Source organism: Paenibacillus cellulositrophicus (assembly GCF_009363095.1).
GTDB lineage: Bacteria > Bacillota > Bacilli > Paenibacillales > Paenibacillaceae > Paenibacillus_AQ > Paenibacillus_AQ favisporus.
The window spans coordinates 5,168,138-5,184,803 of record NZ_CP045295.1 but is presented as its reverse complement, the minus strand read 5'-3'; the positions used below and the strand labels follow the sequence as shown (position 1 = coordinate 5,184,803).

Here is a 16,666-nt window from a genome sequence, read left to right as displayed (position 1 = left end):
TCGCCGCAGTGATCACTGGTTTTTAACGTTTCATGCACTATTTATTATTTTATCATAATCCGCCTAGGACCGCCCATAGAATGGAATAAGGAAACCGCTGGACAAGGCGTTTCCGACCTCCTTGGGAAAGGACTGGGAATCATGAGCGTGTTTTTATCCAAAGCCATACTGGATTTCTTTATCGCTTTCGGCATCGTGCTGGGCGGTGCGATGGTCGGCGGGATCGGTGCGGTCATCTCGCTGCAATCACCGACACACACCATGCTCGAGGTGGCCGATCGGATTAAAATATGGGCGATGGCGGCTGCGATCGGCGGCACGATCGATCCGATGCGGGTCATCGAGAGCAATTTTATGGGGGGCAATCTTTCCCCCGCCATCAAGCAGGTTCTCTTCCTCCTCTTCGCCTTCCTCGGCGCTCACATGGGCAGCGAGCTGGTCAAATGGGTTTGCGGCGGCAGGGAGTAGCCGATGCGAATTCCTCCGTTCAGCCGATACCGCCATTTCTCCCAACTGACCGCCGTCTTCGTCTTGGGCGCCGTTATCGGAAGCGTCGTGTATAATTCGGTGTTCCACTCCAGCTTTGACATGCTTTGGGCGTCCAATCAGGACCTGGAGCTTCGGATCCAGCAGTACGAGGACGACATCAAAACGCTGAAAAAGTACAACAATCAGCAGACCGTGATCAAGGAAATTAAAATCCGCGCGGAGCAGCAGGACCCGCCTCTCGATCCGGTCATCGTCAAGGAAGTGATCCGCAAGCTCGGCGAGGATCTGGAGGTGCTGCGGGGACGGAACATTTTCGATATCGACGAGGACAGCAAAATCGCCCGGAACCTCCTCAATCGCAAAATTTACAGGGTGCGCGATAAGGAATATTCCATCGAAATCAAGACGATGCTGGTGGCGGAGGGTGTGCTCCAGATCTGGATCGACATCGAGCCTCAAAGTGTCGCTTCGGTCGGCAAATCGTGATACAATGAGGAATATTGAAGTTATTGACAGTAAAGGAGCTGCAGCATTCGATGATTTCCGTCATCCGCTATTGCCTATTTGCGCTGCTGGTGATTACCTGTTTATGTTCCGCTTACTACAGCTACCGCGCCCGGCGTTCCGCCGATGTCCGTGACCGGGGCTTGTACGGCTCGAATATGAATATCTGCCTTGGAATAATGCTGATCGTGCTTGCGCTGATCTGCATGTTTATTTTCCATGGATCGACCGCCGCGGTCGTTATCGAGGGGCTGTTCCTCGTCCTCGGGGCGTTCAATATTTTCGCGGGCATCCGCAATCGGGGCCATTTCAGCCGCATGAAATCCTCAGATACGAAAGCTTGAACCTGATGCTGCAATTGCGCAGAGTAATCTGAATCTTCCAAGCGTGGACAAGACCCAAACTTTAATGTGCAGGAGATAATCGGGGCCACACACAACAAATAACCGGCCGTATCTTTGATCAAAGATGCTGCCGGTTATATTTATGTCTGGCTAAGACCATGGCCAATCCAGCCATGCCCGTTACCTGTTATCCATGCTCGATAGAATGAAGCGTCAGCACGGCTTTGGCCACCAGGCTGTCGTCATGCAGCATTTCGATTTCGATCTTGCACGTCCGCCGACTCGCCTCCAGCAGCCGCGGCATGACGGTCACCGGGTCCTCGATCTGCACCGGGCGGACGAAATACGTTGACATGTTATCCAGGACAAAGTCGTTCCCCGTCATATCCTTCGCCGCCCGCAGCGCCGCCTGCGTCATCACCGTGGTCAGGATGCCTTCCGAAATCGTACCGAGATCCGTCGCCATCTGCGGCGTAATAAAGCCGTGGAAAAAGAGCCTTCCCTCCTCATCCCGCTCATCCGCAAATCCGTTCCAGATCAAATGGTCGAACGTCTCGCCGAGCTGCGGCTGCTTGCGGGCGTCGCGCATGGCCTGTAGCACTTCTTTCCGCGACACGGTAGCTACCAGCTTGCGGTTGCGGTCCACGATCGGCAGAAAGTCCACGCCTTCCCACATCATGAGCTGCGCTGCGGACGCGAGCGAGGTTTGTAGTCCGGCCGTGACCGGATTGCGGACCAGCAGCTTCTCGATGCTCTGCCCATCGGGCAGGTCCTTCATATCGCTCCGGTTCACGATCCCGAGCACCCGGTTCCACTCGTCGATGACCGGCAGCCGCAGCTGTCCGGTCTGATCCGCCAGCGCCTTGCAATCCGCCACGGTGCTCGACAGCTTGAGGGCGTGGATTTTGGCCCGGGTGTTGACGATGTCCTCGACGATCATAATTTTCTTCTTGATCAGGCGGTCGAAAATGGCCCGGTTGATCAGCGACGCCACCGTAAACGTGTCGTGGCGCGATGAAAAAATCGGCAGGTCGAGCGTGTCGGCCAGCTCCTTGACCTCCCGGCTCGTTCCGAATCCGCCGGTGATGAGCACGCCCGCTCCCTGCTCCAGCGCCAGCGAATGCGCGTCGGAGCGGTTGCCGACGATGAGCAGGCTGCCCGCGTCGATGTAACGGGCCATGGCGTCCACCTCCATGGCGCCGATAACGTATTTATGCAGATGTTTATTAAGTCCATCGGCTCCGCCGATCATGTGGCCTTCCACGATCTCGACCACGTCGGCGAAGGTGAGCTGCTCGGAAATATTCCGCGGCTTCTTCTCGACCCGGACGGTGCCGATCCTCTCCTTGGTCACAACGATGCCCAGGTTTTCGGCGTCCTTTACCGCCCGGTAAGCAGTCCCTTCGCTAACGGACATTTCCTTCGCCAGCTTGCGGACCGAAATCTTGGTGCCAATTTTCAGCCCTTCGATATGCTGCAGCAGCTGCTCATGTTTCGTAATCGTTTCATCGCGGCCCTCCAACTGTTACACCCCCACGTTTCTATCTGTACCATACTGTACTATTATATCATGGTTGAGGCCGGAAAATAACAACGCAAAAAAAGCTGCCTCCACGCATTAACATTGCGCAAGACAGCTTTTTATCGCATTTATACATTTTCCTGACGCTGCTGTGTTTCCTCCGGCCATTTCAGCTGCCACTGCTGCAGCTTGGCCTTGCGGATGCGCTCCAGCGCTCTTTGCTTCTCTTCGTCCACCCCAAGCAAATAATGCAGGTGCGAGCCGATTATCAGGAAGGCAAACACGGCCCAGGCCGCTCCGAACCCGGAAGCCCAGGTCCATCCGCCGCTGAAGTTGATCCGGGGCAGAGCGTACACCAGCATCGCCAGAGCGAGAAGTAGGTAAATGGAATGCTTCAGTTTGCTTCTTTTTTTCATCTCATCGCAGCTCCTTCATTTGGTAACTCTATATTTCTACTCTATGAAGGGGTCTGCAAAAATATGAGAAAAGTTTTGTACAACCTACAGACTCTGTCCACCATACAGATGCTGGAGGCTGTCCGAAATGATTTTATTCACGTCCTCAATGATCGTGCTGAGGCGGCGCTCCGCTTCAAACAACCGGCGGATGTTCAGGTTCAGGCTGAGCACGTCGAAGAGCTTCTCCATCTTCTCCATCTCCTCCTGGGATGGCATATCCCCGGACATCATCCGCTGCTGAATTTCCATCTGCCGCTGGCGGAAATCCTCAAGCATTTGTTTGCTTTCCGGATCCGCTTCAATCAGGCTCATCGCCGAGCTGATTTCCTGGACCTCCGAGCTTTCCTTTAGGGCTTTGGCCAAATCGTGCGCTTTGTCATAAATGTTCATAGGTTGTCATTTCCTCCTTAAATTTGGGCAGTCACCAATCGACGTGTTTATGGAAGACGGACCGCTGGCTCCCGCGGAAGTGAATCCTGCGATAATCGCAAGCTTTTGCTTCGCTCACAGCTTATCAATCCGACCGTCTCCGGAAAAATGAAGGGCTGAAATCCCGGTTTTTATAAAAGTGGGTCAATCACCAAGGGATATATGTCCTCATATGATGCATTACATGCAATATTGCAGATGCTCCTTATCTGCCCTGTAGACATCAAGTTGTTGTTGGAAGGAGATCCACGATGTCCAAAAAAAAGCTACCGGTCCAAACGTTCAGCCCGGGCATTGTGAAAGAAAACACCGTCATGCTCGGCGAGAGACTGATCAAACAGTGGAAGATTCCCACCGACCGGCCTCTGCAGCTGTCCTTTGGTTCCTTTAGACAAGAGATCACCGTTATTTCCGCAGCAAAATATTCCGGCCTGCGCATCAGCGAGCCACTGGCCCGCAAAATGGGCTTAGCGTCCCGTCCCGTGCTCCGAGCGGCATACAGCTCATCCAGCAAAACGCTCAGGCTGGGTCCGCTCATCAGTGTCCTGATCAGCCGGGATTATCCTGACACACCGGAAAAGCCGTTCGGTTCCATTTCCATGTTCTGCAGGGAACTCGTCAACGCCTGCCGCAAGCAGGGTGCATACGTATACTTCTTCACTCCGAATCACATCACCGAGAGTGCAAGCAGCATACAGGGCTGGATCTATGACGGCGGATGGCGCCAGACAACGATGCCTATCGCAGATGTCATCAATAACCGCCTGACGACACGCAAAATGGAGAATAAACCTAGCGTACAGCATTTTATGAAAGAAGTAAAATCCCGCTACGGGAGCCACATATTCAACGAAAAGTTTTTGGACAAAAATGAAGTGTTCGACACGCTGAAGCAGGACTCCTCCTTATCCCGGCTCATGCCGGAATCGCACCTGCTGACCGGCTATTCCATCCTGAAGAAGATGTGCAGCCAGTATCCGGTTGTTTTTCTGAAACCGGTGCGGGGCAGCCTCGGCAAAGGGATCATCCGGATCTCCAGGCAGTCTGACGGCACCTACCAAACTTTGGAAACATCGGTGGGCGGACCCAAAAAACAAAGCTATCCCAACCTTAACAAACTGTTTACCAACGTCTCCGGAAAGATGAAAAGCACCCGCTACCAAATTCAGCAGGGCTTGACGCTCATCGACCACAGCAAACGGCCCATCGATTTCCGTGCGCTCGTCCAGAAGAACGGACTGGGTAAATGGAGCGTGACCTCGGTCGTGGCCAGGATCGCGGGCGGGAATCATTTTGTCTCGAACCTCGCCAGAGGGGGAACCCTCAGCAGCGTAAAGGAAGCTGTGAACCGCTGCGCTCTCCCGTCGGCCGTGAAAAGCACCGCACACGCCAAGCTGCAGCGGGCTTCGCTGGACATTGCCAAAGGCCTGGATGCGCTGCTGCCCGCCCATTTCGGCGAACTCGGCATCGACCTGGCCATGGATACCTCCGGTAAAATATGGCTGCTCGAGGTCAATTCCAAGCCTTCCAAAAACGACAATACGCCGCTCCATGAACAGAAAATAAGGCCTTCCGTCAAACGCCTGCTGGAATACTGCGCCTTCTTGTCAGGGTTTTAGGAGGTGCCGCGATGAAAACAACCACAATCGGAACCATTGGGATCCTAAGTTCCTCCACACCGGGCTCCCCTCCCTTCTCGGGAGAAGGATACGCCCGCCGATTGGCTCTGGCCGGCAGGAAATACGGTATTCAGGTCGTCGTTTTTTGCCCTGACGGCGTGCCCGAGGGACAGGAGAACATCCAGGGATATATCTTCAGCAATGGGGCGTGGCACGCAACCACGGTCCCCTTTCCGGATATCGTCTACGACCGCTGTTTTCCGCAGCGAGGCAGCGAATACCGGGCAGCGGCGAGGCTGTTGGCGGACGCCCCTTCAGGGAAGAGGTGGATCCTGTGGTCCCGCGGACTTCCCGGGAAAGGGCAGGTGGACCAAGTGCTCCGGAAGGAGCCCGGCCTGCTGCCGTTTCTTCCCCCGACTGCCGTCTATCGCGGGAGCAGCCAATTGCTGCGCTCCTTGGAGAAATATGACGGCGAGCTGTTCATGAAGCCGATGAGCGGATCCCAGGGAAAAAATACGCTTCGCGTCACACGCCATGCTGCAGACGGATCTCTGACGATCCGGGGAAGAAGCGCAAGCAACCTGCCGTTTGTGAAGCATTTCGACGATACGCGATGCGGCCTGGCATGGATCCGGCGGTTTACCGGGGAGCGTTCGTACCTGATTCAGCCCTTCCTGCATTTGTACAGCGCAGACGGCGCCCCTTTTGACGTTAGAGTGCTGATGCAAAAAAATGAAACGGGTTCGTGGATGCATACCGGCATGGCGCTGCGCCTGGGCAACCCGGACAGCATTACCTCAAACCTTCACGGCGGAGGAAAACCTCTGTCTGTCCTGCCTTTTCTGACCGAACAATTCCGGGCTGACCGGGCAGAACACATAAGGGATCGTCTTCATAATCTGTCGGAGAAGATTCCGCCGATTCTGGAAAGCCGTTATGGCCGGCTCGGAGAACTGGGTATCGATTTTGGCATTGATACGAAAGGGAGAATCTGGCTGCTTGAAGTCAATTCCAAACCGGGGCGCACCTCCTTCCGGCACATTGGGGAACCAGGCAGCGATGTTCTCGCTACGGAAAATCCGCTCCGTTATGCCCGCTATTTATTGCTTCGACAACTTAGGAGGGTAAATTGATGAGTTTGACATTTTGTAATGTTCATTTTTCGCAGCAGCCCGAGAAAGTCGTCTACATTTCGAATTCGCTGATGAAAAGCCTCAAGCTGTCCGGCAAAAAGAATATTCAGCTCCGTCTGGGAAAAGACATGGTTAATGCAACCGTTAAGCCCATTAAAAAGACGGGTAAGCATCTGTTCCTCAGCTCCGGTGTCCGAAGCGGCATCCATGTTCCAAACGCCGGCGGGGTCATGCTGAGAAACCTCCAGGAGGACGAAGTCCAACTCGGTCCTCTGATCGGCGTGCTCTCGGATGGCCCCAGCACGTCGCCATCGCAGCCGTTCGCTTCCCGGACGACTTTTATCAAACAGCTTCTCCGCGAGGGAAAAAGGAAATCGTATATTTTCGCCTTTACGCCCAAGGACATCAACTGGCAGCAGGAGACGGTCCGGGGCTATTTTCTGAACGACAACGGCACTTTTTACCGCAAAACCGTTCCGCTGCCCGATGTCGTCTACAACCGCCTCCCGAGCCGGAAAGCGGAAACCTCCTCTTCCATCAATCAGCTCAGAGAGCGGCTGACACGCAAGAGAATCCCGTTTTTTAACTGGAGCTTCTTCAACAAATCCGACATCTACCGGCTGCTTGAAGACGACAACACGGTGAACCGGTACGTGCCCGAATCCCATATCAATCCTTCCCCGGAACGGATCAAGGATATGCTTGAAAGGCATCAATTTCTGTACTATAAGCCTTCCGCAGGAAGTTTGGGAAAAGGCATCTATCGTTTGACTTACCTCCCGAAAAGGGGATATTTCGCCCGTTACCGCAAGGGAGGCGGCAACGTCCTGCTTCGTTTCAGCAACTTCAACAGCTTGATGCGGATGCTTAAATCCAGACATGGCCGCACCTTGGAAACGTATGTCATTCAGCAGGGGATCCGGCTGGTCGAAATCGACAACTGCCCGATCGACTTCCGCTTCCATATGCATAAGAACGGCAATAACAAATGGGTTGTTGTCGGTGTCGGCGCCAAAAAGGCCGGCCGCGGCAGCGTAACGACCCACCTGAAGAATGGCGGCTCCCTCCTTACTCCTGAACAGGCATTGAGCCGGACTTTTGGCGACAGATCCGACGAGGTGCTGCAAAACGCCAAAAAAGTCGCGATTACCCTGGCCGAAGCGATTGAGTTCCATCACCAGCACCTCCTTGGAGAAATCGGTTTTGACCTGGGTATCGACCAAGACGAGAAAGTGTGGATGTTTGAAGCGAACGCCAAGCCGGGCCGTTCCATTTTCAGCCATCCTTCCCTCAAGGCGGAAGGCAAGGCATCTGTAGAGCATATTCTTGAACACTGCCTGTATTTGAGCAAGTTCCGCAGGAGGGATGTGGAGTGAACATCCGGAGTCATACCGACAACAAACCCGTAGTGGCCATCCTGACCATGTCGGATTCCCACGGTTATTTCCGGGGAAATCAGCAGAACTTTGAAGATATTGTCAAGACAGGACAGAAAATGGGATTTCCTGTCTATGTAGTCACAGCTAAAGATCTGAAGCTGACGGAGGATCGGATCAAGGGATTTACGCTGAATGACGAGGAGACCTGGGAACAGCAGTATTTTCCGCTGCCCCAGGTCATCTATAACCGGATTCCGCAGCGTGAAGACGAACTCCGGCCCGCTGTGCGCCAGAAAATCAAGGAATGCATGAAACATCCATCCATTTCGCTGTTCAATCCGCACTTTTTTAACAAATGGCATCTGTTCGAATGGCTCAGAAGCTCCAAAGCGACGGAGCATCTGGTACCGAAAACCAAACGCTTCACAAACGTGAGCACGCTGCAGAAAATGCTTGAGCGTTATCCCTGCCTCTACCTCAAGCCCGAAAGCGGAAAAGCCGGAAAAGGCATTATGATGCTGAGATACCAGAGGGACAAACTGCTTCCGTACCGGCTCAAAGTTCAGCACCACCGATCCAGCACCACGTACAAAACGCGGAATCTGTACCGCCTCTGGGCACGGATCAAAAGCGAAACCGGCAGCGCACGCTACATTATTCAACAGGGCATCGAGCTCGCATCCGTCAACAACCGGCACTTTGACCTAAGGGCGCTGCTGCAAAAAAACAACAAAGGCTTATGGGGCGTTACCGGTGTCGGAGCCAGAATGGCGGGTTCTAAGAGCATTACGACCCATGTGCCAAGAGGCGGCACGATCGAGGATCCCAGCAAGCTCCTGTCCGATGTATTCGGATCCGAGATGTCGGCCGTAATTCTGAACCGCGTCCGAACGACGGCGATCATCATCGCCCGCCAGATTGAGAAGGCTTCCGGCTACGAACATGGAGAGATGTCGATGGACCTCGGGATTGACGAGTTAGGAAATATCTGGTTCTTTGAGGCAAACGCCAAGCCGATGAAATTCGATGAACCGCATATCCGGAAGCGGTCTCTCAAGCGAATTTTCCAATACAGCGAATATCTCTCCAATCAACCTAAAATGTAATTGCAAGGGAAGTGATTGACAGGTGCAGATCTTAACGATAACCCCGACCCGTGAAGATTGGCTGCGCCAGCACGCCAAAATTCTCAAATTTGTGTTTGAACACGGCGGAAATCAGGCGGCGCGCGCGGAGTTCATTCTTCTTGCCCGATTGACGGCGGAACAGCTTGCTGCGCCGGGAACCTCGCTTATGGCCGCAACCGTCCGGTGCGAAGACGGGGAACGTCTGGCCGGTGTCAGCTTTGTATCGGGCTACGGGACCGAGGGGTGTCTCGTCGTCGTCCATCCGCTGTACCGCGGAAGAGGGATCGGCACCTCCCTTCTGGCCTCGCAGCTGCGGCAGTTAGGCACCATGCGATGCGAGGCTCTTCTGAGCCGGCTTCCTTTTGTTAAAATGTGCTTTCGCGCCGGACTTCACGCCGTCGCCGTCCACCAGGGGGCTGCCGGAGAGCCTGCCCTGGTCATGGAGGGGCCGTGTGGAGATCCGGATGGTGCATCCATTACTCTGACCCAAGAAGGTGATCCCCTGTGCCGCTACCCGTGTTAGGCATCTTGACGCTGTATCTGAACGAGCATAAGCATTTGGAGGAAAAACCGATCTATCAGAAAATGATCGTTGAAGGCGGCAAGCTGGGACTTGACGTATTTGTGTTTACCCCGATGGACGTCAGCGACAGCAAGAAAAAAATCTTTGCCATGGAATACGACGCAAAGCAAAAGAAGTGGACCCGGCGATGGAGAAACTTCCCGGATATGATTTACGACCGGTGCCGCATCCAGAAGAGCCCCCGCTTTGCCCAGCTTCTGCAGTTCCGGAGCCGGTACAGCAAAATGCTGTTTCTGAACAAACCGCTCCGCAACAAATGGACCATTCACGAGGTGCTGTCCAAAAAGGCGGAATTCCGGAAGTTTCTGCCGGAAACGCGCCTGTATCATGGACTGACAGACGTCCACCAAATGCTGAAGAACAGGTCTGTCGTGTTTTTAAAACCGATCAACGGAACCGGCGGGCGGGGTATTTTACGGATTGAAAAATTGAAGGCTGCTTCCCAGTACTACATTCAAGGACGGAATCAGCAGCGGAAAATCATCTCTCCGCAAAAAATCCACGCTTCCCGGCTCGGCGCCATTCTGAGCGGCTGGAATATGAAGGACCGGTATTTGATCCAGGAAGGCATCGCCGTGGAGCTTCCTGACGGCCGGGTTCATGACTACCGCATGCTGGTGCAGAAAAACAAGGAGGGGCATTGGCAGCTGACTGGCATTGCCGGCCGGGTGGGGGCGCCGCGAAGCGTCACCTCCAACCTGCACGGCGGCGGAAGAGCCGTGCCCGCTCATCAAATGCTGTCTTCTTGGATCACGGATGAGGAGCAGCGGCAGGAAGTCATCTCGACGGCAGGCAAGATGGGCGTGGACATCGCCGCCTATCTTGAGCACCAGTACGGGCCGCTGTGCGAGCTGGCGCTCGATCTCGCCATCAACCGGAAAGGCCGGATTTACCTGCTCGAAGTCAATCCTAAGCCCGCGAGGGAAGTATTCTCCCAGATCGGCGAGCCCGAACTGTACCGCACGGCCATCACCAGACCGTTGGAGTACGCCCTGTGGGTTTACAAGCAGAAGACGGAAACCGCCGACACTAAAGAAAACAAACCGCAGCTCTAGCGCGGTTTGTTTTTCTTTATATGCAGCTATGATTATTTCCTTCTTAGGCGGCTCATCGCCGACTTACACCGATGAGGCATACAGCCCCAGAAGTTCGTCAAACGAGCTGATGAGGACGTCGGACCCTGCCAGTTCATCAGGGTTTCCAAACCCGGCGTATTGGCATCCGATGACGGCGAGGCCGTTCTTCCGGCCGGCTTCCACATCCGAAGATCGGTCGCCCACCATCCAGGCTGTGCTTACCCCTTCGCGCTGAAGCAGTAATTCCACCAGATGCACCTTCGATTTGGTTCCGTGCTCCCCGGCACTATACAGGCCGTCAAAAAGGTCCAGAATGCCGTGGGCCTCCGCGATCCCCTTTACGTAATGCTCCAGCCCGTTGCTTGCTACATACAGGCGCACGCCCTGCTCCTTCAACCGTGCCAGCGTATCCTTCACGCCGGGATAGAGCTCGGTGTTCCCTGCCTTGAGCCCCTCCAATTCCAGCTGGAGAAGGAGCTCGTTAGCACGCGCATGGGCACGTTCGCTGCCGTCCGGCATGACCACTTTCCAAATGTCTTCCAGCAGCATCCCGAGACTGCCCATCATCCGTTCCGCCGGGGGCGTCGGTGCAGTATACAGCCCCTCCTCCCGCAGCTTGTCGAACAACCGCTGATGGGCCGGCAGCAGCAGCGATTCCGTTTTGAACAGCGTGCCGTCCATGTCGAACAATATCGCCTGCGGCTTGTTCAATGTCTTCTCTTTGTCCATCGGTTATCTTCCCTTTCATTGCCTGCTTTAATGCGTAATACTCAGTATCACCCAATTACATGCCTATGATAAGGGAAGTGCCAAGCCTTGTAAACTTCGGTCATTCATAAAAAAGGTTAACCTTTAGAAGAACCGTTTTTTACCCCGGTCATCTTTAATGATCTCCACGGCCTCCCGGAACCGGGTCGAATGGACGATTTCCCGCTCCCGAAGGAACTTCAGTCCATCCTGCAGGTCGACGTCGTCCGTCATGTCAATCAGCCACTGGTATGTAGCCCTGGCCTTTTCTTCTGCGGCGATGTCCTCATATAAATCGGCGAGCGGATCGCCTTTGGCCTGAATGTACGCCGCCGTCCATGGGACCCCGGCTGCATTTTGGTAAAACAAAGCTTTGTCATGGCTGACATAGTGGTCTGCGAGTCCGGCCGCCTTCAGCTGATCTGGCGTCGCATCTTTTGTCAATTTATAAACCATGGTGGCAATCATTTCTAGGTGGGCAAATTCCTCGGTGCCGATGTCGTTGAGAATGCCGATGACCTTATCCGGGATGGTGTACCGTTGATTCAAATATCTCAAGGCAGCGGCCAATTCCCCGTCGGCACCGCCGTACTGTTCCAGCAGCAACCGGGCCATATATGGATCACACTTGCCGACCCTGACCGGATACTGCAGCTTTTTTTCATATATCCACATGCGGGACATTCGCCTCCTTTAGATTCTTTTGCCGGTTACACCTGCCATGGCCACGGGGCCTGCGGCCATTCAAACGGGAACTTTGAATAGGCATGGCCGAAATGCATTAACGGTCCATAGGATTCCTGAAACTCCCGGACGATCGGGATCCGCTCCTGGGCGAGCCGGTTGTACTGCTCGATGCTTTTTAAATCGTCCGGATGCGTATCCAGGAACAAATTCAGCTCAATCAAGGCAAAATCGATCATCTGCAGCTTTTCAAGCAGCTCGTAATAGCGCTGATCCACCGCCGGTTTAGACTGGTTCTCCATCACTCCCCACCTCCTCCACTCTTTTGCTTTTAGATTCATAAGGGCTGTAAAGGTTCGGCCAAAGCGTTCCCAGCTTCAGCGCCTCGGCGAGGCTGAATTGCGGCCAGTCCAGAGGCTGGAACACGATATACTGGTTGGGTGGGACGACGTACGTCCTGTAAGGCAGCGGCGGGCACGGATCAAACGGGCCAATGAAAGGCTTATACACTCGTACCTGTGAGTTCACCACTTGCTCCTCCTTTTTGTTGTCCATACTAAAGTCGCTGATTTCCCTCGAGAAGGCGAAAAATCAGACACTCTTCGTAATTAAACATATGACCCATCCGCGGAATCTGAACAAAAAAGTTCATGGGACAACAAAAAGACCCCTGATTTGCGGTCGATTTACCGCCAAGGGGTCAGTGTAAAGGACTCTAGCAGCTCCTGTCGAGGCACTGGATGAAGCGCGAGCCTTCAATAAGATGATGAACTTTTAAAATCTGATCTTGATCTGGAACAGTCCCGCTTTCCGGACCGCCGAATAAATAATGACCACCAGCGGGCCGATAAATACGCCGATCACGCCGACGAGCTTGAAGCCGATATACATGCTCACCAGAGCCGACAAGGCGCCGATGCCGACCGAATCGCCGATGATTTTGGGCTCGACCACCCGGCGGGCAATCGTAATGACCCCAAACAGCAGCATCAGCCCAAAGCCGGTATAAGAGTCGCCCACGATAAACAGGTATACTGCCCAGGGAATCAGGACCGAACCGACCCCCAGAATCGGCAAAATATCGACGACCATGATCAGCAGGGCGATCGCCAGCGGGTAATGAATGTCGAGGATGAGCAGCCCCGTGAGCGTCAATACATAGGTAAAAGCGCTCAGGATCATCTGGGCCTGAATAAAGCCGAAGATGGACCGCTTCAGGCTGTGCAGCACCTCGTTGATCTGGTCTTGGGTCTCCTCCTCGAACAGGGATAGAATCCCTGCCTTGATCGTCTCCAGTCCAAAGCTGAACAGATAGACGGCGACAAAGAAAACCACCAAAAACACGAACGTGCCCGGGATGCCCTTGGCAAAAGATAAAAAGGTTGACGACAACGAGTTGATGAGCGACTCGGCGTATGACGTCAGATTGGTCAGCATTTCCCTCAGGCTCTCGGCCAGCTCCGGCTGAAACCGGTCAAACAGCCCTCTCGCCTGGATCAGCGTCGTCTGCACGAAATCGTCGGCCGAAGCAAAATATGCCGGCGCATTCTTCCAGTATTCCAGCAGCTGGGCGAAAACCTGAAAACCCAGCATGTACACCAAAAGAAGAATCATGAGCATAAACAACGTACATGTAAGCGAAGCGGCAGCGACACGATTCCATTTCAGCCTCCCGATCAGCATCCGGTTGATCGGCTCCAGTGAAACGGCCACGAGCGCAGCCAGTACAAAAGGGGCGCCTGCTGTAAACAGCAAATACAGCAGGAGCAGTCCCACACCGACGAACACCAGCTGTTTGCCAGTCATGCTTCACTCCTTAATCCCCGTTATCCGTCCCTTCCTGTTCCTCCTCGTCGATGACTTCCGTATCGGCAACGCGGTGAATGTTAACCCGGGTAATCCGGAGCTTGGTCGATTCCTCGACCTCAAACACGAAATTGCTCACCTGGACCTTTTTGCCTTTTACCGGGTTGCCTTCCAGTTCCTTGAACAGCCAGCCGCCGATCGAATCAACCTCGTCATCCTCAATGATGACGCCGGTCAGATCGTTGACATCCTCGATCAGCATCCGCCCGTCAACCGAGATGACATCCTCCTGGATTTCGACATCGGGACGCTCGTCCTCAAATTCGTCATAGAGCTCCCCGACGATTTCTTCGAGGATCTCTTCGGCCGTCAGCATGCCGGCTGTGCCGCCGTATTCGTCGACCACCAGCGTCAGCTGGGCATGCTTCTTCTGCATAAGGCGCAGCACATGGCTGATTTCCATCGACTCCGGCACGTTCAGAATCGGACGGACCAGCGAGGTCAGCTCCTTCTGGTGCTCGGCGTCGGCCAGGAGAAAATCGGTAATATGCACAAATCCGATAATCTGGTCCTTGTCCTCCACGGCGACAGGATAACGGGAATGCTTCGTATCACTGATGATCTGCAGGTTCTCTTCCAGCGTATTCGTCGTGTACAGGCAGTCCATATCCGTCCGTGGGAGCATAATTTCGCGCGCCAGCAGGTCGGAGAACTCGAAGATGTTGTCCATCAGCTTCATCTCGTCCTTATCGATGACCCCGCTTTTGGCGCTCTGATTCATTAATATGCGGATTTCCTCTTCAGAATGCGCAGCTTCTGCTTCGCTGGCCGGATGAACGCCGAACAAGCGAAGCAATCCGTTGGCGGAAGCGTTGAGCAGCCAAATGAAAGGAAAAAATATTTTATAAAAGGCCATCAGCGGTGCGGACAGCAGCAGTGCGGCTCCTTCCGTTTTCTGAATGGCAAGCGACTTGGGAGCCAGTTCCCCAAGCACGATATGTAAGAAAGTAATGACACAGAACCCGAGTACCACGGATACGGTGGCGATGAGCGTTCTGTCGGTAATTCCCATTTTATACATCAAGGGCTCTACCAGTAGTTCCGAAATGGCCGGCTCCCCGATCCAGCCGAGACCGAGGGATGCCAGCGTAATGCCGAATTGGGTAGCGGACAAATAAGCGTCCAGTTTGTTGTTCACCCGGAGCGCATAGCCGGCCAGCCGGTTGCCTTCGCTGACCAGCTGCGTCAGCCGGGACTGCCTCATTTTTACAAGCGAAAATTCGGCGGCCACAAACACGCCGTTAAAAAATACCAGCAGCAGAACAAAAAAGAGGTTTAAAAGCAATTTGCCTATTTCTAACTCCCCGTCCAATGACAACGCCCCATTTCTATAATAAGTTCGCTTTTTTCACGGTAAAATCGGTATCTTTATAATACATGTCCTTCACGAGCAGATTCGGACCGCAGCAGCCCACAGCGTCGCAATGGCAGTTCACCGTCTTGTTCAGCGGATGCCCGGTCTGCCACGCATTAAAGATGTCGTCGAGACGGCCGGTTTGAATATTGCCAAACGCCGGGATATCGGAAAAGTCGGTGACGTAGACGTCGCCCGAGAACAAATTGACGTTGACGCGGTTGCGTCCGTCAGGATCGTTGCGCACGGTAACGTTCGGCGCATCCGCAAGCCTGCGGATCAGCTTCAGATCCTCGTGAATATCGCTGCACGCGAAGAACGGGAGCGTTCCGAACAGCATCCACATCTGCGGATCGCGAACGTCCAGCAAGCTGTGGACCGCCCTGCGCGTCTCATCCAAAGAAAGCACCGGAAGCTCCGTGGCAAAATTGGAGGCATACATCGGATGCACTTCATGGCGGCGGCAGCCCATTTGCCCTATTAGTTTGTGAATTCCTGCAAGCTTTGTATGCGTCCGGTAATTAATCATGGATTCTGCCGAAATGAACATGCCCGCTTCGCTCAGCTTCAGGGCGTTCTCCATCATTTTGTCATACATGCGGTAGGCGGTTTCCTTCGGAACCGGATGGTTGCTGTTGGCGAAGCCCACCTCATGGAAATCGTCTCCGTTCAAATAGTTGAACGAAATATGCATCACGTCAAGGTATGGCAGCATCGCTTCATATCTGCTGATATCCAGCGTCAAATTGGAGTTGATCTGCGTGCGGACTCCCCGTTCCTGAGCATATTTGAGCAGAGGGACGATGACCTCTTTCACCGTCTTCTCCCGGAAGGAGGGCTCGCCTCCGGTCAGGCTGATCGTCTGCAGATGCTCTACCTCGTCCAGACGCCGCAGCATCAAATCCAGCGGAAGAAATTCTGCCTCTTTCATAACGAGCATATCGCCGACCGCACAGTGCTCGCAGCGCATATTGCACAAATGCGTCACCGTCATTTCGACACTGGTCAGCACATGCCGGCCATATGTACGAAGGGATTCAATCGGATCCCATGGGTCATTGCTCGGAGATAAGGGGGCAAGTGCTCCCCGGGTATTTACAGTATTCATTATTTACTCACCTTATTTCTTTATTTAACCCAAAACACGGTTTTTGTGTAACCTTTATTTTCCAGACCGAGAGCAGTCCGGTTGTCTCAGGATGAATATGTCATTCCTTCTATCATACCATGAAGCGCGAAAAATCTCTCTGTCTGAATAGGTATGCCGGGACAAGAAGAAAAAAGACCCCTAAACCGGCGGCTCCTGCGGGCAGCAGGGAAATCGAATTTCCACCGCATCCATTACCGCCCGA

At 53.9% G+C, this 16,666-nt stretch carries 19 protein-coding genes; 9 read left to right on the top strand and 10 right to left on the bottom strand.

From position 1 onward, the window contains the following. Window positions 1-141: 141 nt before the first annotated feature. From GCU45_RS23675 to GCU45_RS23665, 3 genes are read left to right on the top strand one after another with little or no spacing between them, the layout of a single operon-like run. Window positions 142-468 carry a YtrH family sporulation protein gene (locus GCU45_RS23675; RefSeq protein ID WP_076170474.1) on the top strand — a complete coding sequence of 109 codons (327 nt, stop codon included), beginning with the start codon at window positions 142-144 and terminating at the stop codon, window positions 466-468. Window positions 469-471: 3 nt separating this feature from the next. After that, window positions 472-975 carry a sporulation membrane protein YtrI gene (locus GCU45_RS23670; RefSeq protein WP_076170475.1) on the top strand — a complete coding sequence of 168 codons (504 nt, stop codon included), beginning with the start codon at window positions 472-474 and terminating at the stop codon, window positions 973-975. A gap of 23 nt (window positions 976-998) precedes the next feature. Then, entirely contained in the window at window positions 999-1,337 is a 339-nt protein-coding gene (locus GCU45_RS23665; RefSeq protein ID WP_306434115.1) for a YtpI family protein, read from the top strand. Window positions 1,338-1,524: 187 nt separating this feature from the next. Here the strand turns inward: GCU45_RS23665 and GCU45_RS23660 are convergent, their stop codons facing one another. From GCU45_RS23660 to GCU45_RS23650, 3 genes are all read right to left on the bottom strand, one after another. Then, the gene (locus GCU45_RS23660) at window positions 1,525-2,859 is read right to left on the bottom strand and encodes a DRTGG domain-containing protein (protein ID WP_152400974.1); all 1,335 of its coding nucleotides are present in this window, start codon (window positions 2,857-2,859) and stop codon (window positions 1,525-1,527) included. A gap of 128 nt (window positions 2,860-2,987) precedes the next feature. Continuing rightward, window positions 2,988-3,275, bottom strand: a complete 288-nt coding sequence (locus GCU45_RS23655) for a hypothetical protein (protein ID WP_076170477.1) — start codon at window positions 3,273-3,275, stop codon at window positions 2,988-2,990. Between the two features lie 84 nt (window positions 3,276-3,359). Beyond that, window positions 3,360-3,707: a YlbF/YmcA family competence regulator gene (locus tag GCU45_RS23650; RefSeq protein WP_089545814.1), complete on the bottom strand. Its 348-nt coding sequence runs from the start codon at window positions 3,705-3,707 to the stop codon at window positions 3,360-3,362. A 290-nt stretch (window positions 3,708-3,997) separates the two neighbouring features. On the opposite strand from GCU45_RS23650, the gene GCU45_RS23645 reads away from it, so the two are divergent. The 6 genes from GCU45_RS23645 to GCU45_RS23620 are packed head-to-tail and all read left to right on the top strand — an operon-like array spanning window position 3,998 to window position 10,642. Then, a complete protein-coding gene (locus GCU45_RS23645; protein WP_152400972.1) occupies window positions 3,998-5,365 on the top strand; it encodes a YheC/YheD family endospore coat-associated protein in 1,368 nt (455 codons plus the stop codon). Window positions 5,366-5,376: 11 nt separating this feature from the next. After that, window positions 5,377-6,498, top strand: a complete 1,122-nt coding sequence (locus tag GCU45_RS23640; protein ID WP_152400970.1) for a YheC/YheD family endospore coat-associated protein — start codon at window positions 5,377-5,379, stop codon at window positions 6,496-6,498. After that, window positions 6,498-7,874 (top strand): YheC/YheD family endospore coat-associated protein, encoded by a 1,377-nt coding sequence (locus tag GCU45_RS23635; RefSeq protein ID WP_145946989.1) that lies wholly within the window; start codon window positions 6,498-6,500, stop codon window positions 7,872-7,874. Before GCU45_RS23640 ends, GCU45_RS23635 begins: the two co-directional genes overlap by 1 nt. Before the next feature lie 2 nt (window positions 7,875-7,876). Next, window positions 7,877-8,983: a YheC/YheD family endospore coat-associated protein gene (locus tag GCU45_RS23630; protein WP_152403285.1), complete on the top strand. Its 1,107-nt coding sequence runs from the start codon at window positions 7,877-7,879 to the stop codon at window positions 8,981-8,983. 22 nt (window positions 8,984-9,005) lie between these two features. Next, complete coding sequence (locus tag GCU45_RS23625) at window positions 9,006-9,527, top strand: GNAT family N-acetyltransferase (protein ID WP_089545810.1); 522 nt, start codon at window positions 9,006-9,008, stop codon at window positions 9,525-9,527. Beyond that, complete coding sequence (locus GCU45_RS23620) at window positions 9,509-10,642, top strand: YheC/YheD family endospore coat-associated protein (protein ID WP_116232255.1); 1,134 nt, start codon at window positions 9,509-9,511, stop codon at window positions 10,640-10,642. The genes GCU45_RS23625 and GCU45_RS23620 overlap by 19 nt, the downstream gene beginning before the upstream one ends. A 63-nt stretch (window positions 10,643-10,705) precedes the next feature. Here the strand turns inward: GCU45_RS23620 and GCU45_RS23615 are convergent, their stop codons facing one another. The 7 genes from GCU45_RS23615 to yfkAB all read right to left on the bottom strand — a co-directional run bounded on the left by GCU45_RS23615 (window position 10,706) and on the right by yfkAB (window position 16,422). Beyond that, the gene (locus GCU45_RS23615) at window positions 10,706-11,392 is read right to left on the bottom strand and encodes an HAD family hydrolase (RefSeq protein WP_152400968.1); all 687 of its coding nucleotides are present in this window, start codon (window positions 11,390-11,392) and stop codon (window positions 10,706-10,708) included. A gap of 123 nt (window positions 11,393-11,515) precedes the next feature. Beyond that, window positions 11,516-12,085, bottom strand: a complete 570-nt coding sequence (locus tag GCU45_RS23610; RefSeq protein ID WP_145946986.1) for a manganese catalase family protein — start codon at window positions 12,083-12,085, stop codon at window positions 11,516-11,518. Between the two features lie 35 nt (window positions 12,086-12,120). After that, entirely contained in the window at window positions 12,121-12,396 is a 276-nt protein-coding gene (locus tag GCU45_RS23605; RefSeq protein ID WP_145946985.1) for a spore coat protein CotJB, read from the bottom strand. Beyond that, window positions 12,380-12,622 carry a spore coat associated protein CotJA gene (locus GCU45_RS23600; RefSeq protein ID WP_145136083.1) on the bottom strand — a complete coding sequence of 81 codons (243 nt, stop codon included), beginning with the start codon at window positions 12,620-12,622 and terminating at the stop codon, window positions 12,380-12,382. The genes GCU45_RS23605 and GCU45_RS23600 overlap by 17 nt, the downstream gene beginning before the upstream one ends. 246 nt (window positions 12,623-12,868) lie before the next feature. Then, window positions 12,869-13,900, bottom strand: a complete 1,032-nt coding sequence (gene ytvI, locus GCU45_RS23595) for a sporulation integral membrane protein YtvI (protein WP_076170488.1) — start codon at window positions 13,898-13,900, stop codon at window positions 12,869-12,871. Between the two features lie 10 nt (window positions 13,901-13,910). Next, window positions 13,911-15,254, bottom strand: a complete 1,344-nt coding sequence (locus GCU45_RS23590) for a hemolysin family protein (RefSeq protein ID WP_397351435.1) — start codon at window positions 15,252-15,254, stop codon at window positions 13,911-13,913. Between the two features lie 34 nt (window positions 15,255-15,288). Beyond that, window positions 15,289-16,422 carry a radical SAM/CxCxxxxC motif protein YfkAB gene (gene yfkAB, locus GCU45_RS23585; protein WP_152400966.1) on the bottom strand — a complete coding sequence of 378 codons (1,134 nt, stop codon included), beginning with the start codon at window positions 16,420-16,422 and terminating at the stop codon, window positions 15,289-15,291. Between the last annotated feature and the right edge of the window lie 244 nt (window positions 16,423-16,666).